We start from the raw sequence: 21891 nt of genomic DNA on the forward strand, positions 1-21891 counted from the left end.
CGCTCCCGCATTTTGAATGCATTCCAGATTCATGCCGGATTTGTGCCAGTAATCGCGAACGATTTCCTCTCCTCATCCGTCATACCAATCCTTGAGCTAGTGTAGGAATTGTCTACCACTCAGCCCTGCGATTAGTCCCCAAGCGCCTGTCCATGTTTAAATTGAATGCTCGTTCAAGTTAAACCCGGTGGTTCGCTGCCCGCTCACAACAGGAGGCTTACCTTTGCTGAGTCCGTTATTTACAGCCACATCCCATACTCCCGGGGTGCATCGTTCATGAGTGCATCGTCCACCCCATCCAGCGGCCTGGTGCGCATGAATGCGCCGGTGTTCTACTTTGCCGCCACCTTCATCCTGCTCTTCGGCATCACGGTCATCGCTATCCCGCAACAGGCCGGCGCCTGGCTGCTGGCCGCGCAAAACTGGGCGGCCAATACGGTCGGCTGGTACTACATGCTGGCGATGACGCTGTATCTGGTCTTCGTGGTGGTCACCGCGCTATCGGGCTACGGCAAGATAAAACTCGGTGCCGACCACGACGAGCCCGAATTCAGCTACCTGTCCTGGGCGGGCATGTTGTTCGCTGCGGGCATCAGCATCACGCTGTTCTTCTTCTGCGTGTCTGAGCCGCTGACGCATCTGGTGCAACCGCCCCAGGGCGCCTCGATGAACGCCGATGCCGCGCGCCAGGCCATGCAGATCCTGTTTCTGCACTGGGGCCTGCACGGCTGGGGGGTGTTTGCGTTTGTGGGCATGGCCCTGGCGTACTTCGCCTACCGGCATAACCTGCCGCTGGCGCTGCGTTCGGCTTTGTACCCGCTGATCGGCAAGCGCATCAACGGCCCCATCGGTTACGCGGTGGATGGCTTCGGCATCATTGCCACGGTGTTCGGCCTCGGCGCCGACATGGGCTTTGGCGTACTGCACCTCAATGCCGGTCTGGACTACCTGTTTGGCATTGCCCATACCCAGTGGATCCAGGTCGGCTTGATCACCCTGATGATGGGCGCGGCGATCCTGGTCGCCGTGGCCGGCGTCGACAAAGGCGTGCGGGTGATGTCCGACATCAACATGCTGCTGGCCTGTGCGCTGCTGCTCTTCGTCTTGTTCGCCGGGCCCACCCAGCACTTGCTCAACACCTTGATCCAGAACATCGGCGACTACCTGGGCGCCTTGCCGACCAAGAGTTTCGACGTGTACGCCTACGACAAGCCCAGCGACTGGCTGGGCGGTTGGACGGTGTTCTACTGGGCCTGGTGGATTGCATGGTCGCCGTTCGTGGGCCTGTTCATCGCGCGTATTTCCCGTGGCCGTACCATCCGCGAATTCGTGTTCGGCGTGCTGCTGATCCCGCTGGGTTTCACCCTGGCGTGGATGTCGATCTTCGGCAACAGCGCCATCGACCAGGTGCTCAACCACGGCATGACCGCGCTCGGTCAGTCGGCGATCGATGATCCGTCGATGAGCCTCTACCTGCTGCTGGAAACCTACCCGTGGAGCAAAACCGTGATCGCGGTCACGGTATTTATCAGCTTTGTGTTCTTCGTCACCTCGGCCGACTCCGGCACGGTGGTGCTGTCGACCTTGTCGTCCAAAGGCGGCAACGCCGACGAAGACGGGCCGAAATGGCTGCGGGTGTTCTGGGGCGCGATGACGGCGCTGGTCACCAGCGCCTTGCTGTTCGCCGGCAGTATCGATTCGCTCAAATCGGCGGTGGTGCTGACGTCGTTGCCGTTCTCGATGATTCTGCTGCTGATGATGTGGGGGCTGCACAAGGCTTTCTACCTTGAGTCGCAGAAGCAGATCGCCCAACTGCACTCGCTGGCGCCGATCTCGGCCTCACGCAAGGGGCGCGGCGGTTGGCGTCAGCGCTTGAGCCAGGCGGTGCATTTTCCGTCGCGCGATGAGGTGTATCGCTTCCTTGAGTCGACGGTGCGCCCGGCGATCGAAGAAGTGACGGCGGTGTTCGTCGAGAAGGGCTTGAGCGTGGTCACCCAGCCCGACCCGTCCAACGACAGCGTCAGCCTGGAAATCGGCCACGGCGAAGAGCATCCCTTCATCTACCAGGTGCAGATGCGCGGTTACTTCACGCCGTCGTTCGCACGGGGTGGCATGGGCTCCAAGGAAATCAACAACCGTCGCTACTACCGGGCGGAAGTGCACTTGAGCGAAGGCAGCCAGGACTACGACCTGGTGGGCTACACCAAGGAGCAGATCATCAATGACATCCTCGACCAGTACGAGCGGCATCTGCAATTTCTGCACTTGGTTCGCTGAAGCTTGACGCCCATGCCATTCCACTCCGGCAGCAATTTGCTGTAAAACGCAAAGGGCAGACTTAAGCGATTCAGCTGGTTAAAGGCTGGGGAATAACCTTGTTCCCCGGCTTTATTGCCTACGTCCAAGAGAGGATTCGAATGACTTACATCGCTGCCGAAAACCGCTATGAATCTATCCCGTATCGCCGCGTAGGCCGCAGTGGGCTGGTGCTGCCGGCACTGTCCCTGGGCCTGTGGCACAACTTTGGCGACAGCACCCCGATCGACACCCAGCGCGCGCTGTTGCGCACCGCGTTTGACCTTGGGATCAACCACTTCGACCTGGCCAACAACTACGGGCCGCCCTACGGCAGCGCCGAAATCAATTTTGGCCGTTTGCTGCGCGAAGACTTCAAGCAGTACCGCGACGAACTGATCATCTCCAGCAAGGCCGGTTGGGACATGTGGCCCGGTCCGTATGGCCAGGGCGGCGGCTCGCGCAAATATGTACTGGCGAGCCTCGACCAGAGCCTGCAACGCCTGGGCGTCGACTATGTGGATATCTTCTACTCCCACCGTTTCGACGCCGACACCCCACTGGAAGAAACCGCCAGCGCCCTGGCCACGGCCGTGCAACAGGGCAAGGCCTTGTACATCGGCATCTCGTCCTACTCCGGCGTGAAAACCCGTGAAATGGCGGCGCTGCTCAAAGAGTGGAAAGTGCCGTTGTTGATCCACCAGCCGGCCTACAACCTGCTCAACCGCTGGGTGGAAAAAGACCTGCTCGACACCACTGAAGAACTCGGCGCCGGGGTGATTGCTTTCACACCGCTGGCCCAAGGGCTGCTGACCGACAAATACCTCAATGGCGTGCCGGCTGATGCGCGCGTGAACCGCCCAGGTGGTGGTTCGTTGCAGGCCAAGCACCTGTCCGAAGCCAACATCGCCCACGTGCGTGCCCTGAATGAAATCGCCCAGCGCCGTGGCCAGAGCCTCGCACAGCTCGCCCTGGCGTGGACGCTGCGTGATCCCCGGGTGACCAGCGCGCTGATCGGCGCGAGCCGGCCGGAGCAGATTATCGAGAACGTCGGCGCGTTGAAGAACTTGAGCTTCAGCATGGAAGAACTGGCGGAGATCGATCGGTTTGCGCAGGAAGGCGGGATTAACTTGTGGGAAAAGCCCTCCACCGCCGAATAACCTGACACCCGTTGATTAAATTGTGGGAGCGGCGGTGCGACGATTCGACTTGCTTGCGAAAGCGGAGTGTCAGTCACTGATGTGTTTCTGATACAACGCTTTCGCGAGCAAGCCCGCTCCCACATTGGATTTCCACTGTGCTCTAGAAAGGCACATCCCCCAAAATCGTAGCCCGATGCATCACCCGCCGCTGCGGCCGGTAGTCATCAACTGCGTAATGCTGGGTCACGCGGTTATCCCAGAACGCCACATCATTTTCCTGCCAGCGCCAGCGAATGGTGAACTCCGGGCGCGTCGCGTGGGCGAACAGCAGTTTGAGAATCGCCTCGCTTTCCGCCGGTTCCAGTTCGTTGATCCGAGTGGTGAAGCCATCACTGACAAACAGCGATTTACGCCCGCTTACAGGATGTGTGCGCACCACCGGGTGTGACAGCGGTGGGTTCTTCTTGCGCGCCTCTTCCCAGCGCGCCAGGTCTTCGGTGCTGGTGCCGAAGCGCTCGAGCGGGAAGGATTTGGTGAAGTCATGGGTAGCGGTCAGTCCGTCGAGCAACCGCTTCAACGGCTCGGACAACGCTTCATACGCCGCAATCCCGCTGGCCCACAGCGTATCGCCACCAAACGCCGGCAGCAGCTTGGCACTGAGTACCGCACCGAGCGCCGGGGTGGGCAGGAAGGTCACGTCGGTGTGCCACACGGCGTTGTCACGCACGTCGGTGACGGCCGTATCGAGGATCAGCACTTCGGGCTGTTCCGGCACGTTGGGGTAGATCGGGTGAATGTGCAGGTCGCCGAAGTTCGCAGCAAACCGCGCCTGTTGCCGCGGGTTGATCGGCTGGTCGCGGAAGAACAGCACCGAGTGTTCGAGCAATGCCTGTTCGATGGCGTCGCGCTGTTCGGGGGCCAGCGGCTGGGTGATGTCGATGCCGCTGATCTGGGCGCCCAAGGCAATGCTTAATGGCGTAACGGTCAGGCTGTTCATGCGGTTCTCACTTAATGTGCCTGGCCATGCCATGGCACCAGTTTGCGCTGCAGGGCACGCAGGCCCATTTCCATGGCGAAGGCGATCAGGGCGATGACCAGGATCCCCAGCACCACCACATCGGTGACCAGGAACTGAGCTGCCGACTGCACCATGAAGCCCAGGCCACTGGTGGCCGCAATCAATTCAGCGGCGACCAGGGTGGACCAACCCACGCCCAGCCCGATGCGCACACCGGTAAGGATGTCGGGCAAGGCGCTTGGCAGGATCACATGGCGAATCAGCTGCGCGCGGGTGGCGCCCAGCGACTGCGCCGCGCGCACTTTGGCTGGGTCGACCGTGCGCACGCCGGTTGCGGTGGCGATGGCAATGGGGGCGAAGATTGCCAGGTAAATCAGCAACACCTTGGACAGCTCACCGATGCCGCACCAGATCACGATCAACGGCAGATAGGCCAGCGGCGGGATCGGCCGATAGAACTCGATCAGCGGGTCGAGAATGCCCCGCGCGATACGGTTGGAGCCGATGGCAATGCCCACCGGCACGGCGGTCACTACCGCAAAGCCCAGGCCCAGACCGATACGGCTGAGGCTCGCGCCCAAGTGCTGCCACAAGGTGGAGTCCATGTAACCGCTGGTCGCCAGCAGCCAGCCTTTTTGCAGCACGGCCGCGGGTGGCGGCAGGAACAACGGTTCGATCAGGCCGGTAGCGGTCACGGCCCACCATATCGCCAGCAGTGCAACCAGCGTCAACAGGCTGATCCAGCGTGTGCTCAGCTTGCGACGTAGCGGGATGACCGCATGCGCCACCGGCTGGGTGTCGGTGGCGGGGAGTTCGTAGCTGCTCATGCGGACACCTGACGTTGGGAGAACACTTTGCCCAGTACGTGTTCGCGGGTTTCGATAAAGCGCGGGTCGGACTTGATCGCCCGCGCCGATTCACCGGCGGCGTAGCGTTGACCAAAGTCCAGGCTCAGGCGCTCGACGATCTGGCCGGGGTTGGGTGCCAGCAGGATCAAGTCGGTGGCGAGGAACACGGCTTCTTCAATGTCGTGGGTAATCAGGAACACCGGTTTGGCCGTGCGCCGCCAGACTTGCAGCAGCAGTTCCTGCATCTGCTCGCGAGTGAAAGCGTCGAGGGCGCCGAAGGGCTCATCCATCAGCAATACGCGAGGGTCGGCAGCCAGGGCGCGGGCCAGGCCGATGCGTTGCTTCTGGCCTCCGGAGAGCTGCCAGACGCGGCGGCTGTCGAAACCTGCCAGGTCCACCAGGGCGAGCATTTCACGGGCGCGCGCTTCACGTTGCGCCTTGGGCACGCCGGCCAACGCCAGGCCGAAGCCGACGTTGGCCAGCACATCCTGCCAGGGCAGCAGGGCGTCGTCCTGGAACACCACACCGCGTTCGGCGCTCGGACCCTTTACCGACACGCCGTCGAGGGTAATACGCCCGCCGGAGGGTTCGACAAACCCGGCAATCAAGTTCAGCAGCGACGTCTTGCCACTGCCGGACGGGCCGAGGGCCACCAGCAATTGCCGGGGGCCCAGCTCCAGTGAAATGTCCGACAGTACCGGTGCTGTGGCGCCTGGGTACTGTGCGCTGATGCGCTCCAGCTGTAGCAAGGCCATCGCCATGAACTCCTGATCAGTGGGTTATGAATTGGGCGCTGACGTAAGGGGCGTAGTCCGGCAGCACGGCGTCGACCTTGCCTTGCTCCTTGAGGAACGCAGCGGTGTCGGTCACGGCCTTGGTGGTGGGCGCGCCCAGCAGGGTGACCTGGTCAGCGGCCAGCGGGTAGACGTTGCCTTGCAGCAGCAAGGGGATGTCGCTGGCCTTGGCGCCGGAGAGTTTCACCAGCTTGTCGACGTTGGTTTTGTCGGCAAGCCAGGCTTGTGGGTCTTTGCGGTAGGCGGCGTAGGCATCCAGGGTGACTTTGGCGAAAGCCGTGACGATTTCCGGGTGCTTCTGGGCAAAATCCTTACGCACAATCCACGCATCGAAGGTTGGCGCGCCGAACTTGGCCAGCTCGCCGGAGGTGATCAGCACCTTGCCGTTTTCCTTGGCCACGCCCAGGGCAGGGTCCCACACGTAAGTGGCATCGATATCACCGCGCTTCCAGGCGGCGATGATCGCCGGTGGCGTGAGGTTGAGGATGGTCACTTTGGACGGGTCGATGTTCCAGTGCTTCAGCGCGGCGAGCAGGCTGTAGTGCCCCGTGGACACGAACGGCACAGCGATCTTTTTACCGATCAGGTCCTGGGGACCGTTGATCCCGGACCCATCGCGCGCTACCAGGGCTTCGGCGCCGCCGATCTGGGTGGCGACGAGGAACGTTTCCACCGGCACTTTGCGCGTGATCGCAGCGGTCAACGGGCTGGAACCGAGATAGCCGATCTGCACGTCGCCGGACGCGATGGCCGCAATGATGTCGGCGCCATTATCGAACTTGCGCCAGTCGATTTTGGCGTTGGTGGCTTTTTCATACGCACCGTCGGCCTGGGCGACTTTGGCCGGGTCCACGGTGGTCTGGTAAGCGATGGTCACATCCGCCGCCTGGGCAAACAGGCTGGCACCGGCCAGGGACAATGCGGCCAAAAGGCGCAGAGGGGTCAGCAGTTTCAAGGGAAAGCTCCTCAATCAGGCGGCCGAGGGTCGGCGTGTGAGGAGACTAAATGATCTAAGAATCCGAAAATAAATAACTTTTTCGAATTAGCTTAGTAGGAGAAGTGAGCGCGAGTCTCTGAATGTTCACAGGACAAATGTGGGAGCGGGCTTGCTCGCGAAAGCGGAGTGTCAGCCGATACATCTGGGACTGATCAACCGCTTTCGCGAGCAAGCGCACCGCCGCTCCCACAAGGTTTTGTGTAAGGCTTTTAATTACTGATCGCCAGGATGCTCGCCTGGTACGACCCGACAAACACATCGAAATCGCCCACTTCGTTCTGCTCCAGCTCTGCCTGCTGCGCCAGCGACGAACGCGCCAGTTCTTCAAAGCGTGCCTGCTCTTCGGCCGGCAATGGTTCCTTGCGGAAGTACTCGGCGTGCACCTCACTCTGGTGCAGGGAGAACTGCGCAAAACTCTCTTTACGCTCGGCCATTGCCGCCAGCACCTGGGCCGACGGCGTCAGGGACGGGTCCTGGACCTTGGCCAGTTGAGCATCGAGCGCCAGGCTGTGCTCGGTGATGCCATGGCTCTCATCGAGCAAGGCGGCCAAGGGTGCGATCTTCTCCAACAGCTCGGCAGCCCACTCCTTCATGTCCACGGCTTGGCCGTTGCGCTGCAATTGCAGGCCCGGACGGCGACCTTCCTTGACCACGCTGAGGAAGTTGGAAGTGGCGTTGCCACATTCGTTATTGGCGAACAACGGGCTGTCGTTCAGCGCGCAATACAGCAGGAACGCATCGAGAAAGCGCGATTCCTGAAGGTCGATACCCAGCGGCAGGAACGGATTGATGTCCAGGCAGCGCACTTCGATGTACTGGATGCCACGGGCCATCAGCGCCTGGATCGGCCGCTCGCCGGTGTAGGTCACGCGCTTGGGACGAATGTTGGAGTAGTACTCGTTTTCGATCTGCAGGATGTTGGTGTTGAGCTGTACCCACTCACCGTCCTTGTGCGTGCCGATTTCGACGTACGGCGCGTAGGGCGTTGCTACCGCTTCGCGCAGGCTGTCGGTGTAGCTGACCAGGTCGTTGTAGCACGGCGTGAGGCCGGCCTGGGCGTTGCTCTGGTAACCCAGGTCGCTCATGCGCAGGCTCGTGGCATACGGCAGGTACAGGGTATCGGCGTCGAGCACTTCCAACTGGTGCGAACGACCGCGCAGGAAGCCGGCGTCCAGGGCCGGGGACGCACCGAACAGGTACATCAACAGCCAGCTGTAGCGACGGAAATTGCGGATCAGCGCGATATAGGCGTTGGACTGGTAGTCGCGGTCGGTGCCGACGAACCCTTCAGTCTCCTTGAGCAGCGGCCACAACTGTTCCGGCAGCGAAAAGTTGTAGTGGATGCCGGCGATGCACTGCATGGTCTTGCCGTAACGCAGGGCCAGGCCCTTGCGGTACACGTACTTGAGCTGGCCGATATTGGAGGTGCCGTAGTAGGCAATCGGAATATCTTCCTCGGCCGGCAACGGGCACGGCATCGAGGGGCTCCACAGGTATTCGCTGCCGAGCTTGGTGTAGGCAAAGCGGTGGATCTTGTCCAGGCTGCTCAGGGTATCGGCCGGGTTGGGCAGTGCCGGGGTGATGAACTCCAGCAGCGATTCCGAGTAGTCGGTGGTGATCAATTCGTTGGTCAACGCGGCGCCCAGTGCTTCGGGGTGCGGCGTTTGCGCCAGGCGACCCTCTCTGGTGACACGCAGGCATTCACGCTCGATGCCGTGCAAGCACTGCTCTAGCAGGGAGAGGTGTTCGCGCTTGCCGAGCAGGGCCAGGCGGCGGTTGAGAAGTTCGCTCAAGTTGGATTCCTTCACGCGTCAGTCGCCCCAATATGGGGGTGGGCAGGACGGTCTACAAGGGTGAAGTTAAAACTGGCGTGATCGCCTGGTTTAGAGTCGATGAGACCCGTTCTGAAAATGCCGGCTTCACTCCATGAATTTGGCTACAGCGCAGCGAGAAAATTCCGACGCTACTATCGCAGCGCCGAAATTACCTCAAATCGGGGGTGGGGAGCTATAGGACAGCGAAGGTGCCCTGTGCTTTTGCGACAAGTCTTTCGCCCTGATACACATCCGCCTCGACCACCAATGTGCGTCGACCGGCATGGACCACCCGGCTGGTGCACAGCACGTCGCCGTCTTCCACCGCGCGGATATAGTTGATCTTGCATTCGATGGTCGCGCTCTGCTGGTCGAAACCGTGGGTGCTGGAACACGCCAGCCCCATCGTAATGTCCACCAGGCTGAAAATCGCCCCGCCATGGAGCTTGCCCGCGCGGTTGCGCAGGTGCGGCTCCAGGGTCAGGGCCACCTCGGCAACGCCTTCCTCAAGGCGTTGCAGGCGGCAGCCGAGCAGTTCGCTGAACGCGCTCTGGGTCAAGCCGGCCGGGATTTGCATCAACGCTTCTTCAACTGTTTGGCGTTGGCGAACAGCGAAGCCATGGCGTTATTGCTCGGCGCTGCCGTGGCGGTCTCCTTGCGCGGTGCAGCGTTTTCGGAGCGGTTCTGCGACGAACGAGGTGCGGAGCCAGGACGCGCGCCACGGGCACCGTCGATTTTCTCGCCGGGCGTGTCGCTCATGCGCATCGACAAACCGACGCGTTTGCGCGGGATATCGACTTCCATGACCTTGACCTTGACCACGTCACCGGCTTTCACCGCTTCGCGCGGATCCTTGATGAATTTCTCCGACAGCGCGGAGATATGCACCAAGCCGTCCTGATGCACGCCGATGTCCACGAAGGCACCGAAATTGGTCACGTTGGTCACCACACCTTCCAGGATCATGCCCAGTTGCAGGTCCTTGAGGTCTTCGACGCCGTCCTGGAACTCGGCGGTCTTGAACTCCGGGCGCGGGTCGCGGCCAGGTTTTTCCAGCTCTTGCAGGATGTCGGTGATGGTTGGCACACCGAAGGTTTCATCGGTGTACTTCTTTGGGTCCAGGCGCTTGAGGAACGCGGCGTCACCGATCAGCGAGCGGATATCGCGGTCGGTTTCGGCGGCGATGCGTTGCACCAGCGGGTAGGCTTCCGGGTGCACCGCAGAGGAATCCAGCGGGTTGTCGCCATTCATTACGCGTAGGAAACCAGCAGCCTGTTCAAAGGTTTTTTCACCCAGGCGCGCGACTTTTTTCAGCGCGGCGCGGGTTTTGAAGGCGCCGTTTTCGTCACGGTGAGTCACGATATTCTGCGCCAGCGTGGCGTTGAGGCCCGAAATACGCGCCAGCAGCGCCACGGAAGCGGTGTTCACATCCACGCCCACGGCGTTTACGCAGTCTTCCACCACCGCGTCCAGGCCGCGCGCCAGTTTCAACTGCGACACGTCGTGCTGGTACTGGCCGACACCGATGGATTTAGGGTCGATCTTCACCAGCTCGGCCAGCGGGTCCTGCAGGCGGCGGGCAATGGAGACGGCGCCACGGATCGACACGTCGAGGTCCGGGAACTCCTTGGAGGCCAGCTCCGATGCCGAGTACACCGAAGCGCCGGCCTCGGAAACCATCACCTTGGTCATCTTCATGGCGGGGTATTTCTTGATCAGCTCGGCAGCCAGCTTGTCGGTCTCGCGGCTGGCGGTACCGTTGCCGATGGCGATCAGGTCCACCGAGTGCTTGGCGCACAGGGCGGCCAGGATCGCGAGGGTCTGGTCCCATTTGTTGTGTGGCACGTGCGGATACACCGTGGCGTGGTCGAGCAGCTTGCCGGTGGCGTCGACCACGGCGACCTTGCAGCCGGTGCGCAGGCCCGGGTCGAGGCCCAGGGTTGCGCGCGGGCCGGCCGGCGCGGCCAGCAGCAGGTCGTGCAGGTTATGGGCGAAGACGTTGATCGCCTCGGTTTCGGCGCTGTCGCGCAACTCGCCGAGCAGGTCGGTTTCGAGGTGGGTGTAGAGCTTGACCTTCCAGGTCCAGCGCACGACTTCACCGAGCCACTTGTCTGCGGGACGGTTCTGATTCTGGATGCCGAATTGTTGACCGATCATGCCTTCGCACGGGTGCATGGTGCCCGGCAACTCATCGCCAACCTTCAGCGCAGAACTGAGGATGCCTTCGTTGCGGCCCCGGAAAATGGCGAGTGCACGGTGAGACGGCATGCTCTTGAGCGGTTCGTCGTGTTCGAAGTAATCGCGGAACTTGGCGCCTTCTTCCTCTTTACCGGCGATGACGCGGGCACTGAGGATGGCTTCCTGCTTGAGGTAAGTGCGCAGTTTTTCCAACAGGCTGGCGTCTTCGGCGAAGCGCTCCATGAGGATGTACTTGGCCCCGTCGAGGGCGGCCTTGACGTCGGCGACACCTTTTTCGCTGTCGATGAAACGTGCGGCTTCGGCCTCCGGGTTCAGCGTCGGGTCATTGAACAGGCCGTCGGCCAGTTCGCCCAGGCCGGCTTCCAGGGCGATCTGGCCCTTGGTGCGACGCTTCTGCTTGTACGGCAGGTAGAGGTCTTCGAGGCGGGTCTTGGTATCGGCGAGCTTGATGTCGCGCTCCAGCTGAGGGGTCAGCTTGCCTTGTTCCTCGATGCTGGCGAGGATGCTGATACGCCGTTCGTCGAGTTCTCGCAGGTAGCGCAGGCGCTCTTCCAGGTGACGCAGTTGGATATCGTCGAGGCTGCCGGTCACTTCTTTACGGTAACGGGCGATGAAGGGCACCGTGGAGCCTTCATCCAGTAGAGCGACGGCCGCTTCGACCTGTTGTGGGCGTACGCCGAGTTCCTCGGCGATGCGGCTGTTGATGCTGTCCATAAAACCACCTGAAATTCTGAAAAGCAGCTCGCAGGCCCGGAAAAAAAGGCCTTGGAAGACTGGTTGAGCGGCCCTACCGGCGCCGCTGCCTGGGTCAAGAGGCAGCCTATTGACCCTCGAAATTGAAAAAATCACGACACGTGGGTGAAAAAAGCCGAGGCATTAAACGGTAACGATCTGACGTTGCCCAGCACGACGGCGCCGCATTATAACCAGCGTTCCGCGCTTGGGGGGTGATTGCACCAACGGTTGTGGGACGCGGGTTCGCTGGCAGTAGAGGAAAAATCTGCTAACAATGCACACGGTGCGTATAACGGCAGCTAGGCCATAATGCGCGCCGAGATAAGAGGAGCATCCAATGAGCAGCACTGCACAAACTGCTGAAGGCGAAAAAATTCTCATCGTTGACGACGATCCGGGGCTGAGCAGCCTGCTGGAGCGTTTCTTCAACTCCAAGGGCTACCGTGCCCGTGCGGTGCCGAACACCGAGCAGATGGACCGCCTGCTGGGGCGTGAAGTCTTCAACCTGGTCGTCCTCGACCTGATGTTGCCCGGCGAAGACGGCCTCACCGCCTGCAAGCGCCTGCGCGGCGCAAATAACCAGATCCCAATCATCATGCTGACCGCTAAGGGCGATGAGCTGAGCCGCATCAAGGGCCTTGAACTGGGCGCTGACGACTACCTGGCCAAGCCATTCAACCCTGACGAGCTGATGGCGCGGGTCAAGGCGGTGTTGCGACGCCAGGCCGCACCGGTGCCGGGCGCACCGGGCAGCGAAGACGAAAGCGTCACCTTTGGCGACTACGAACTGTCGCTGGCGACCCGTGAGCTCAAGCGTGGCGATGAAGTGCACATGTTGACCACCGGCGAATTCGCCGTGCTCAAGGCCCTGGTGATGAACGCGCGCCAGCCGCTGACGCGCGACAAGCTGATGAACCTGGCCCGTGGCCGGGAGTGGGACGCCCTGGAGCGCTCCATCGACGTGCAGATCTCCCGTCTGCGCCGGATGATCGAGCCTGATCCGTCCAAGCCACGGTACATCCAGACGGTATGGGGTGTGGGTTATGTGTTCGTGCCGGATGGCAATAAAACCAGTTGACCGGTGATTTGCACGGCGGGCATCCCGGCGTCTGACTCTATAAGGGTCGACGGGATGCCCGGCGTCTGCAATTCTGCGAGCGCCGCTCGTTTCTCAAGGTATCTAGCTGTCCTCATGAAAACCCCGCTGTGGTTCCCGCAAAGTTTCTTCTCCCGCACCCTTTGGCTGGTGCTGATCGTCGTTCTGTTTTCCAAGGCACTCACGCTGGTTTATCTGTTAATGAACGAAGATGTGCTGGTGGATCGACAGTACAGCCACGGTGTTGCCCTGACACTGCGTGCCTACTGGGCCGTTGACGAGGAAAATCGCGAGAAGGTGGCGAAGGCCTCCACCCTGATTCGGGTCGACGGAGCCGGAGTGCCCGAGGGCGAGCAGCACTGGCCCTACAGCGAGATCTACCAGCGCCAGATGCAGGCAGAGCTCGGAGAGGACACCGAAGTCCGCTTGCGCATGCATGTTTCGCCTGCGTTGTGGGTGAGGGCACCGAGCCTGGGCGATGCCTGGATCAAGGTGCCGCTGTATCCCCATCCATTGCGTGGGCAGAAGATCTGGAACGTGCTGGGCTGGTTCCTGGCCATCGGCTTGCTTTCCACCGCTTCCGCCTGGATTTTCGTGCGTCAACTCAACCAGCCGCTCAAACGTCTGGTCTTTGCCGCCCGCCAGTTAGGCCAGGGCCGCAGCGTGCGCCTGCCGGTCAGTGATACACCCAGCGAGATGACCGAGGTGTACGGTGCGTTCAACCAGATGGCGGAGGATGTCGAACAGGCCGGTCGCGAACGCGAGCTGATGCTGGCGGGGGTCTCCCACGACTTGCGCACACCCTTGACGCGACTGCGTCTGTCACTGGAGTTGATGGGCAACCATACCGACCTCACCGATGACATGGTCCGCGACATCGAGGACATGGACGCTATCCTCGACCAGTTCCTGGCGTTCATCCGCGATGGCCGTGATGAAGTGGTGGAAGAGGTCGACCTGACGGACCTGGTGCGTGAAGTGGTGGCACCCTACAACCAGAACGGTGAACAGGTGCGCATGCGCCTGGAGCCGATCCAACCGTTTGCGTTGCGTCGGGTGTCGATGAAGCGCCTGTTGAACAACCTGATTGGTAACGCCCTGCATCACGCGGGGTCCGATGTGGAAGTGGCGGCGTATGTGTCCGGCGACAGTGCCGCGCCCTATGTGGTGCTGAGCGTGATGGACCGGGGCGCGGGTATCGACCCGGACGAGCTGGAAGGCATCTTCAACCCCTTTACCCGCGGCGACCGTGCCCGGGGCGGCAAGGGCACTGGCCTGGGCCTGGCCATCGTGCGGCGGATTGCTTCGATGCATGGCGGCAATGTCGAGCTGCGCAACCGCGAGGAAGGTGGCCTGGAGGCGCGGGTGAGGTTGCCGCTGGGCTTGATGTTGCCTAGAGACGCGGTCTAATCAACAACAGATATCAAATGTGGGAGCGGGCTTGCTCGCGAATACTGAGTGTCAGTCACTAGAAATATCGACTGACCCACCGCTTTCGCGAGCAAGCCCGCTCCCACATTGGTTTTGCAGTGTGCCAAAGCTTGCCGCGTATCAGCCCTTGCCCTTGGTCCGCGTCATATTCGGCCCGCCATTCTTTTCCAGATGCTGAATGATGATCCCCGCGACATCCTTGCCTGTGGTGGTCTCGATCCCTTCCAGACCCGGCGACGAATTCACTTCCATCACCAGCGGCCCATGATTGGAGCGCAGGATATCCACACCCGCCACGGCCAGCCCCATCACCTTGGCCGCCCGCAGCGCGGTCATGCGTTCTTCCGGGGTGATCTTGATCAGGCTGGCGCTGCCGCCGCGGTGCAGGTTGGAGCGGAACTCCCCTGGCTTGGCCTGGCGCTTCATCGCTGCGATCACCTTGTCCCCCACCACGAAGCAGCGGATATCCGCACCGCCGGCTTCCTTGATGTATTCCTGCACCATGATGTTCTGCTTGAGGCCCATGAACGCCTCGATCACGGATTCCGCGGCCGTCGCGGTTTCACACAGCACCACGCCGATGCCCTGGGTGCCTTCCAGCACCTTGATCACCAGCGGCGCGCCGTTGACCATCTCGATCAGGTCGGGGATATCATCGGGGGAGTGGGCGAAGCCGGTCACTGGCAGGCCGATACCCCGACGCGACAGCAACTGCAGCGAGCGCAGCTTGTCCCGTGAGCGGGCAATCGCCACCGACTCATTGAGGGGGAATACCCCCATCATTTCAAACTGGCGCAACACCGCGCAGCCATAAAATGTCACCGAAGCGCCGATGCGCGGGATCACGGCATCAAACCCCTCCAGCGGCTTGCCCCGGTAGTGGATCTGCGGCTTGTGGCTGGCGATGTTCATATAGGCACGCAACGTGTCGATCACCACCATTTCGTGGCCACGTTCAGTGCCGGCCTCAACCAGGCGGCGGGTGGAATACAGACGCGGGTTTCGCGACAGCACAGCAATCTTCATGCAGCACCTGGGGCAGAAATGGTAGAGACCGGGAACACCGGTTTGTCTTGAACGTACTTGATGCCGGGATTGACCACCAATTGGCCATCAATCAACGCCTTGGAGCCCAGCAACAGGCGGTAACGCATGGCCTTGCGGCAGGCGAGGGTGAATTCCACCCGCCATACCCGGTCGCCCAAGGCCAGCGTAGTGCTGATGACATAGCGCACCTGCGCATGGCCGTTGGAGCTCTTGATGGTTTTCATCGTCACCAGGGGCGCTTCGCAGCGGCGGTGGCGCAACTGCACGACGCTGCCCAGGTGCGCGGTGAAGCGCACCCACTTTTCGCCATCGCGCTCAAAGGGCTCGATGTCGGTCGCGTGCAGGCTTGAGGTGCTGGCACCCGTGTCGATCTTTGCGCGCAGGCCTGCGACTCCCAAGTCGGGAAGTGCCACCCACTCACGCAGACCCACGACGGTCAAATGGTCAAATGTCTTCAATATGGTTAACCGGTCAGTTCGCCCAAGCTGTTGGTGTCACGTCGGCCAGGGCTTTGAATGCAGGCTTGGCGAACCAGTAGCCCTGCATCAGAAATATTCCACAGTCGGAGAGGAAGTCGCGCTCGCCGGCACTTTCGATGCCTTCGGCGATGACAGTAACCTCCAACTGCTCACAGATTGTGACAATCCCCCGAACGATGACCTGGCGGACGCGATCCTGATCGACATCGCGTATCAGCGCCATGTCGAGCTTGATCAAGTCAGGCTGGAAATCGGCCAGCAGGTTCAGCCCCGAATAGCCCGCGCCGAAATCGTCGATGGCGGTCTTGAAGCCGAATTCGCGGTATTCACGCAGAATATTCGTTAAATGGCGATGGTTATCTACGTGCTCGCTTTCGAGCGTCTCGAAAATCAGGCGGTCCAGCGGGAAATTGTGCTTGCGTGCAGCCTCCAAGGTGCTGCGGATACACAGTTCCGGACGGTACACGGCATTGGGCATGAAATTGATCGACAGATGGGTTTGCATCCCAAGCGCCACGGCGCCGGCTATCGCCTGGGTCCGGCAGCGTTGGTCGAAGCGGTAGCGATTGCTGTCGCTGACTTGCTGCAATACCGATATTGCGCCTTCGCCGCCGACGCCGCGCACCAAGGCTTCATTGGCAAAGATCGACCGGTCCCGAAGGTCTACGATAGGCTGGTACGCGAAGGCAAAATCGAACCCCAGGGGCTCGCTTTGCTGGCAACCCACGCAACGCTGTTCAGGCGAGGTGAGTGAAACGGGAAAGTCGGTCACAGCGTATCCTCGCGAAAATCAGGGTGCTACCTGGCGTATCTTAGGTGAGCCTTGGGGTTTATGCGTCGAAGGGGTTCAACGGTAAAGTTGCGACATTTTTCAGAGCGAGGAATTCAAGTGGCTCAAAAGCAGCAAGAGGAAGAAAAGGTCCGTCTGGACAAGTGGCTGTGGGCGGCGCGTTTCTATAAAACCCGTGCCCTGGCGAAGGCCGCGATCGAGAGTGGCAAGGTGCATCATCGTGGCGAGCGCTGCAAGCCGGGCAAAGAGCCACGTGTCGGCGATGAGTTTCAGATTCGTATAGGTTTTGACGAAAAGACCATTGTGGTCCAGGCACTTTCCATTGTTCGTCGCGGCGCGCCCGAAGCGCAGGCGCTTTATACGGAGACCGAGGCCAGCGTTGCCAAGCGCGAAAACGCGGCCGCCATGCGCAAGGCGGGCGCCACGGGCATGACCACCGATGGCAAGCCGAGCAAGAAGCAACGCCGCGATTTGTTCAAGTTTCGCGGCAGTGGCACTGATGAATGAGTGCCACCAATCTCCAGCCAAAAGCAGATCAAATGTGGGAACGGGCTTGCTCGCGAAGGCGGTGTATCAGTCAACACATGTGCTGACTGACACACCGCCTTCGCGAGCAAGTCGAATCGTCGCACCGCCGCTCCCACATTGAACCTTCGGCGTTAGGTGCTAATGCGCACGACACTCAATCGCCCAACCACCGGCAACTTCCCCAGCAACCCAAACACCGGCGCCGTCACTCGCAATAATCCCTGCGACACCCTCGCCGCAAACGGCGTGTAATACCCCCACCCCAGCGCCAACAGCGCCAGCAACACACCGCCGATATAATCGTCCTGCCCCCAGTGAGCCCCAGCCACCAGGCGCGGCCTCATGAACAACAGTGCCAGCCCCCAGATCACCAGCACCTGGCCGATGCGCGTGGCGAACACCGACATGAACATACCCCAGATCAGCAATACCGAAGCGTGATCGCCAGGAAAGCTCTGACTCGAACGGTCCTTCAATTCCCAGGTTTTCTCCAGCCCGGGGAAGTAGTCGCTCATCTGGACCGCGCCACTGATCATCATCGACGGGCTACTGTGTTGCCAGCCCATGTGCGCCGCGAGTTTGGAAAACAGCATGCGGATAAACAGCAACAGCAACAGAATGCCGACAAAACCTAACAGCGCCTGGCGCACTTGAACGGCCTGGAATACCCAGTCGCCGCGGGATCAATAGCGTCAGCAGAATTACACCGACCACCGCGTCAAACGGTCGCAAACTGGCCACAGCCCAAACATGCAGCCATGTGGAGTTGCTCGCCAGCGGGTCGTTTAGCAGGTGGAACAGCCACTCGTCGAAAATCACGCAGAGCATCTGGCCCGTGGGCCGCAGCCAAAAACACAGCAGCCCTATAGCGAGTAGATTGCAAAAGGCCCACCCCCCGAGGTTCCACTTGGCTTGGAACAAACCCGGATTGTTCATAAACTGTCTCCACTGCTTTGGAAAACCGCACCAAAAAGGTGCTAAAGCGTTTAATTCTATAAACCTTGTAATCATTTTGTCATCAATTCAGATACCCAGACCTATGACTGATCTACCGGACACCGACTTCACCCAACGCTTCATCTTTGACGAGAACGACGCCCGCGGCGAACTCGTCTCCCTGGAGCGCAGCTACGCCGAAGTCCTCGCCAAGCACGCCTATCCGGAACCGGTCGCGCAACTGCTCGGCGAGTTGATGGCGGCGGCTGCGTTGTTGGTAGGCACGATGAAATTCGACGGTTTGCTGATCCTGCAGGCACGGTCCGAAGGCCCGGTGCCGATGCTGATGATCGAGTGCTCCAGCGAGCGTGAAATCCGTGGCCTGGCCCGTTACGACGCCGAGCGGATCGCACCTGACGCTACTCTGGCCGACCTGATGGCCGACGGTGTGCTGGCAATCACGGTCGACCCGACGGAAGGCCAGCGCTACCAGGGCATCGTCGATCTCGACGGCGAGACCCTGTCGGACTGCTTCACCAACTATTTCGTGATGTCCCAGCAAGTCGGCACCAAGTTCTGGCTCAACGCCGACGGCAAGCGCGCTCGCGGCCTGCTGTTGCAGCAATTGCCAGCCGACCGCATCAAGGACGACGATGAGCGCACCGACAGCTGGCGCAAGCTGACCGCACTGGCCGGTACCCTGACCGCCGAAGAACTGCTGGGCCTGGACAACGAAACTATCCTGCATCGCCTGTACCACGAAGAAGCCGTGCGCCTGTTTGACGAACAGGGCCTGCGCTTCAATTGCAGCTGCTCGCGCGAGCGTTCCGCCAACGCCCTGGTCAGCCTGGGCCTGGAAGATGCGCAGGAATTGGTAGTGGAGCACGGTGGGCATATCGAGATCGACTGCCAGTTCTGCAACCAGCGCTACCTGTTCGATGCGGCCGATGTAGCCCAATTGTTCGCCGGCGCGGGCATCGACACCCCTTCCGACACCCGCCACTAAAACGTTTAAGCACAGGTAAATTACCTGCCGAATGCCGGATTAGAGGCGTTCTGACGGGAGGGCCCTACTCTTTTTGGGCTTTTCTGGCATAATCCGGCCCACTTTTTTCGCGGTAGTAGTGCGCAACTTTCTACTACAAAACGTTTGGAGCAACTCGGCCACAGGCCGACGGGGAACCTCATGACGCAAGCCAATAACGCCGTATACACCGATCTGAGTGTTGACGATCTGGTCAAAGAAGCCCTGCAGCGCGGTGAAGGCGTGCTTGCCGATACTGGCGCGCTGGTCGTAGAAACCGGTCACCGCACCGGCCGTTCGCCGGTCGACCGCTTCATCGTCGAAGAGCCGACTACCCAGGACGCAATCGCCTGGGGCCCGATCAACCGCAAGTTCCCGGCCGACAAGTTCGATGCCCTGTGGAACCGCGTAGAAGCCTTCAACAACGCGCAAGAACACTTCGTTTCCCATGTTCACGTAGGGGCTTCCGAAGACCACTACCTGGCCGTGAAAATGACCACCCAGACCGCCTGGCAGAACCTGTTCGGTCGCTGCCTGTTCATCAACCCGGCCCAGTACAACCCGGCCGGTCGTGAAGAGTGGCAAGTGCTCAACGTGGCCAACTTCGAATGCGTGCCAGAGCGTGACGGTACCAATTCCGACGGTTGCGTGATCCTCAACTTCGCTCAGAAAAAAGTCCTGATCGCCGGTATGCGTTACGCCGGTGAGATGAAGAAAGCCATGTTCTCGGTGCAGAACTTCCTGCTGCCGGCCTCCGACGTACTGCCGATGCACTGCGCCGCCAACATCGGCGAAGCCGGCGACGTGACCCTGTTCTTCGGCCTGTCGGGCACCGGTAAAACCACCCTGTCCGCTGACGAAAGCCGTTACCTGATCGGTGACGACGAACACGGCTGGGGCGAAGGCGTGGTGTTCAACATCGAAGGCGGTTGCTATGCCAAGTGCATCGACCTGTCCGAGAAGAACGAACCGGTCATCTGGAAGGCCATCAAGCACGGCGCCGTGCTGGAGAACGTCGTCATCGACGAGGCCGGGCACGCCGACTACACCAATGTCAGCCTGACCCAGAACAGCCGCGCCGCCTACCCGCTGGAACACGTTGCCAAGCGTTCCGAGAAGAACCTGGGCGGCGAGCCAAACGCGGTGATCTTCCTGACCTGCGACCTGACTGGCGTACTGCCGCCTGTGTCGATCCTCAGCGAAGAACAAGCGGCCTACCACTTCCTGTCCGGCTACACCGCACTGGTGGGCTCGACCGAAATGGGTTCCGGCGGCGGCATCAAGTCGACCTTTTCCACCTGCTTCGGCGCACCGTTTTTCCCACGCCCGGCCGGCGAATACGCTGAGCTGCTGATCAAGCGCATCCGCGGCTTCGGCTCCAAGGTCTACCTGGTCAACACCGGCTGGACCGGCGGCGGCTACGGCGTCGGCAAACGCTTTAACATCCCGACCACCCGCGGCGTGATCGCAGCGATCCAGAGCGGCGCGTTGATCGGTGCTGAAACCGAACACCTCGACACCATCAACCTCGACGTGCCATTGGCTGTGCCGGGTGTTGAGACGGGCCTGTTGAACCCACGTAACACCTGGGCCGACAAGGCTGCCTACGATGAAGCGGCGAAGGCGCTGGCTGGGTTGTTCATCGAGAACTTCAAGAAGTTTGAAGTGAGTGAGGCGATCAAGGCTGCTGGGCCTAAGTTGTAAGGTTCGAACGTTGTAAAAAAGCCGCCTCTTGCAGGCGGCTTTTTTCTGCGCGACGGCTTAATGGGCGACGTGTAAGACCACGGCGCCGATCAGCACCAGCGCGACTCCCAGCACTTGCACCGCCGACAAGCGCTCCTTGAAAAACACAAACCCCAGAATCGCCGCAATCCCACCTGACAGCGTACTGATCACCGTCACCACCGCCACCGACCCTGTCATCGCCCCCCACGAAAACGCCGAAAACCCGCCCAGGTTCATCAAGCTCGCCCCGGTCAACGTCGTGCAGTTTTTCAGCGGCGGGATCTTCAGGCCGTCCTTGATCTTCAACACCATTACCACCAGCACGCACAGGCCCACCAGGTAACCCAACCACAGCATGGTGATCGGCCCCAGCGCCGGCAGGGTGTAGCGCCCTTGCAGCCAGAAGCTGGTGCCATAAAGCAGCGAGGCGAGCATGGCGTAGGCGATGGAAAGGCGTGGGTTATTGTGGGGGGCGCCGTTGTCCTTGTGGAGGCTGGACAGGATCACGCCGATCACGCACAGGGCGATGCAGCCCAGTTGGGTCAAACTGATGTGTTCTCCGCTGGCCCAGGACAGCAATGTGGTGACCACACCATAGGACGTCACCAGCGGCGCGACGATGGCGGCTTTGCCGAGGGCGAAGGCCTTGGACAGGGCGAGGGCGCCGGAGACGGTGAGCAGGGCGGCAGCGATGCCCAGCAGCCATACGCTCAGCGGCGCGTCGAGGGATTTGAACAGGAAGCTGGGAAGAATGACCAACAACAAAGTCATGATCAGGAAGCCGAGCGCCTGTCCGAAATAAACCGCTCGTTTAACGCCCACGGCGCGGGCGTTGAGGCCCACTAGAAAGTCCGTGCCGCCCCAGAGCAGGGCGGCCAGCAGGCCCATTGTTACATCCATGTCAGTCCTTATTGTGTACGCGGCTGGCCAGGTTAGCGCAGCTTCAAAATGTGGGAGCGGGCTTGCTCGCGAAGGCGGAGTGTCAGTCGCCGA

Annotated in this window: 18 protein-coding genes and 1 pseudogene; 7 read left to right on the forward strand and 12 right to left on the reverse strand. The window is 60.9% G+C overall.

The genetic code is table 11. The features are described from left to right. The first annotated feature begins 315 nt into the window (after window positions 1-315). Both betT and mgrA read left to right on the forward strand, forming a co-directional pair. Window positions 316-2277: a choline transporter BetT gene (gene betT / locus H0Z09_RS03290; RefSeq protein ID WP_186687926.1), complete on the forward strand. Its 1962-nt coding sequence runs from the start codon at window positions 316-318 to the stop codon at window positions 2275-2277. A gap of 140 nt (window positions 2278-2417) precedes the next feature. Further along, the gene (gene mgrA, locus H0Z09_RS03295; protein ID WP_076951578.1) at window positions 2418-3455 is read left to right on the forward strand and encodes an L-glyceraldehyde 3-phosphate reductase; all 1038 of its coding nucleotides are present in this window, start codon (window positions 2418-2420) and stop codon (window positions 3453-3455) included. A gap of 142 nt (window positions 3456-3597) precedes the next feature. Here the strand turns inward: mgrA and tauD are convergent, their stop codons facing one another. From tauD to H0Z09_RS03330, 7 genes are all read right to left on the reverse strand, one after another. Further along, entirely contained in the window at window positions 3598-4434 is an 837-nt protein-coding gene (gene tauD, locus H0Z09_RS03300; protein WP_186687306.1) for a taurine dioxygenase, read from the reverse strand. Between the two features lie 11 nt (window positions 4435-4445). Continuing rightward, the gene (gene tauC, locus H0Z09_RS03305) at window positions 4446-5282 is read right to left on the reverse strand and encodes a taurine ABC transporter permease TauC (RefSeq protein WP_186687308.1); all 837 of its coding nucleotides are present in this window, start codon (window positions 5280-5282) and stop codon (window positions 4446-4448) included. Then, a complete protein-coding gene (gene tauB / locus H0Z09_RS03310) occupies window positions 5279-6058 on the reverse strand; it encodes a taurine ABC transporter ATP-binding subunit (protein ID WP_186687310.1) in 780 nt (259 codons plus the stop codon). Before tauB ends, tauC begins: the two co-directional genes overlap by 4 nt. A gap of 16 nt (window positions 6059-6074) precedes the next feature. Then, window positions 6075-7052, reverse strand: a complete 978-nt coding sequence (gene tauA, locus H0Z09_RS03315; RefSeq protein ID WP_186687312.1) for a taurine ABC transporter substrate-binding protein — start codon at window positions 7050-7052, stop codon at window positions 6075-6077. Window positions 7053-7303: 251 nt separating this feature from the next. After that, window positions 7304-8887 (reverse strand): glutamate--cysteine ligase, encoded by a 1584-nt coding sequence (gene gshA, locus H0Z09_RS03320; RefSeq protein ID WP_186687315.1) that lies wholly within the window; start codon window positions 8885-8887, stop codon window positions 7304-7306. A gap of 214 nt (window positions 8888-9101) precedes the next feature. Continuing rightward, a complete protein-coding gene (locus tag H0Z09_RS03325) occupies window positions 9102-9485 on the reverse strand; it encodes a PaaI family thioesterase (RefSeq protein WP_076951585.1) in 384 nt (127 codons plus the stop codon). Beyond that, on the reverse strand, window positions 9485-11821 hold the full coding sequence (locus H0Z09_RS03330) for a Tex family protein (RefSeq protein ID WP_186687316.1): 2337 nt from the start codon (window positions 11819-11821) through the stop codon (window positions 9485-9487). The genes H0Z09_RS03325 and H0Z09_RS03330 overlap by 1 nt, the downstream gene beginning before the upstream one ends. Window positions 11822-12179: 358 nt before the next feature. Here H0Z09_RS03330 and ompR point away from each other — a divergent pair, with 358 nt between their 5' ends. Together ompR and H0Z09_RS03340 are read left to right on the forward strand one after the other, a co-directional pair. After that, entirely contained in the window at window positions 12180-12920 is a 741-nt protein-coding gene (ompR, locus tag H0Z09_RS03335) for a two-component system response regulator OmpR (protein ID WP_010214095.1), read from the forward strand. 114 nt (window positions 12921-13034) lie between these two features. Continuing rightward, window positions 13035-14348 (forward strand): ATP-binding protein, encoded by a 1314-nt coding sequence (locus H0Z09_RS03340; RefSeq protein WP_076951587.1) that lies wholly within the window; start codon window positions 13035-13037, stop codon window positions 14346-14348. A 141-nt stretch (window positions 14349-14489) separates the two neighbouring features. Here the strand turns inward: H0Z09_RS03340 and rimK are convergent, their stop codons facing one another. From rimK to H0Z09_RS03355, 3 genes are read right to left on the reverse strand one after another with little or no spacing between them, the layout of a single operon-like run. Next, complete coding sequence (gene rimK, locus H0Z09_RS03345; protein ID WP_003171022.1) at window positions 14490-15395, reverse strand: 30S ribosomal protein S6--L-glutamate ligase; 906 nt, start codon at window positions 15393-15395, stop codon at window positions 14490-14492. Continuing rightward, window positions 15392-15856 (reverse strand): ATP-dependent zinc protease, encoded by a 465-nt coding sequence (locus H0Z09_RS03350; RefSeq protein ID WP_174555605.1) that lies wholly within the window; start codon window positions 15854-15856, stop codon window positions 15392-15394. Before H0Z09_RS03350 ends, rimK begins: the two co-directional genes overlap by 4 nt. A gap of 31 nt (window positions 15857-15887) precedes the next feature. Next, window positions 15888-16667: an EAL domain-containing protein gene (locus tag H0Z09_RS03355; protein WP_186687318.1), complete on the reverse strand. Its 780-nt coding sequence runs from the start codon at window positions 16665-16667 to the stop codon at window positions 15888-15890. A 117-nt stretch (window positions 16668-16784) separates the two neighbouring features. On the opposite strand from H0Z09_RS03355, the gene H0Z09_RS03360 reads away from it, so the two are divergent. Next, on the forward strand, window positions 16785-17192 hold the full coding sequence (locus H0Z09_RS03360) for a S4 domain-containing protein (protein WP_186687327.1): 408 nt from the start codon (window positions 16785-16787) through the stop codon (window positions 17190-17192). Between the two features lie 152 nt (window positions 17193-17344). Here the strand turns inward: H0Z09_RS03360 and H0Z09_RS03365 are convergent. Further along, a pseudogene (locus tag H0Z09_RS03365) lies at window positions 17345-18149 on the reverse strand (phosphatase PAP2 family protein). Window positions 18150-18252: 103 nt separating this feature from the next. Here H0Z09_RS03365 and hslO point away from each other — a divergent pair. Together hslO and H0Z09_RS03375 are read left to right on the forward strand one after the other, a co-directional pair. Then, entirely contained in the window at window positions 18253-19155 is a 903-nt protein-coding gene (hslO, locus tag H0Z09_RS03370) for an Hsp33 family molecular chaperone HslO (protein WP_076951591.1), read from the forward strand. Window positions 19156-19335: 180 nt separating this feature from the next. Next, a complete protein-coding gene (locus H0Z09_RS03375) occupies window positions 19336-20877 on the forward strand; it encodes a phosphoenolpyruvate carboxykinase (RefSeq protein WP_186687330.1) in 1542 nt (513 codons plus the stop codon). A 57-nt stretch (window positions 20878-20934) separates the two neighbouring features. On the opposite strand, the gene H0Z09_RS03380 is transcribed toward H0Z09_RS03375, so the two are convergent. Then, complete coding sequence (locus tag H0Z09_RS03380) at window positions 20935-21798, reverse strand: DMT family transporter (protein WP_238340194.1); 864 nt, start codon at window positions 21796-21798, stop codon at window positions 20935-20937. Window positions 21799-21891 lie beyond the last annotated feature (93 nt).

Source organism: Pseudomonas sp. SWRI18 (assembly GCF_014268345.1).
GTDB classification, from domain to species: domain Bacteria; phylum Pseudomonadota; class Gammaproteobacteria; order Pseudomonadales; family Pseudomonadaceae; genus Aquipseudomonas; species Aquipseudomonas cedrina.

Excerpts from the sequence above, each read along its gene's own strand:
- rimK (WP_003171022.1), bottom strand. The coding sequence starts at position 15,395 with ATGAAGATTGCTGTGCTGTCGCGAAACCCGCGTCTGTATTCCACCCGC.
- H0Z09_RS03340 (WP_076951587.1), top strand. The coding sequence starts at position 13,035 with ATGAAAACCCCGCTGTGGTTCCCGCAAAGTTTCTTCTCCCGCACCCTT.
- H0Z09_RS03375 (WP_186687330.1), top strand. The coding sequence starts at position 19,336 with ATGACGCAAGCCAATAACGCCGTATACACCGATCTGAGTGTTGACGAT.
- hslO (WP_076951591.1), top strand. The coding sequence starts at position 18,253 with ATGACTGATCTACCGGACACCGACTTCACCCAACGCTTCATCTTTGAC.
- ompR (WP_010214095.1), top strand. The coding sequence starts at position 12,180 with ATGAGCAGCACTGCACAAACTGCTGAAGGCGAAAAAATTCTCATCGTT.
- betT (WP_186687926.1), top strand. The coding sequence starts at position 316 with ATGAATGCGCCGGTGTTCTACTTTGCCGCCACCTTCATCCTGCTCTTC.
- tauB (WP_186687310.1), bottom strand. The coding sequence starts at position 6,058 with ATGGCCTTGCTACAGCTGGAGCGCATCAGCGCACAGTACCCAGGCGCC.
- H0Z09_RS03330 (WP_186687316.1), bottom strand. The coding sequence starts at position 11,821 with ATGGACAGCATCAACAGCCGCATCGCCGAGGAACTCGGCGTACGCCCA.
- tauC (WP_186687308.1), bottom strand. The coding sequence starts at position 5,282 with ATGAGCAGCTACGAACTCCCCGCCACCGACACCCAGCCGGTGGCGCAT.
- H0Z09_RS03325 (WP_076951585.1), bottom strand. The coding sequence starts at position 9,485 with ATGCAAATCCCGGCCGGCTTGACCCAGAGCGCGTTCAGCGAACTGCTC.
- H0Z09_RS03380 (WP_238340194.1), bottom strand. The coding sequence starts at position 21,798 with ATGGATGTAACAATGGGCCTGCTGGCCGCCCTGCTCTGGGGCGGCACG.
- mgrA (WP_076951578.1), top strand. The coding sequence starts at position 2,418 with ATGACTTACATCGCTGCCGAAAACCGCTATGAATCTATCCCGTATCGC.
- tauD (WP_186687306.1), bottom strand. The coding sequence starts at position 4,434 with ATGAACAGCCTGACCGTTACGCCATTAAGCATTGCCTTGGGCGCCCAG.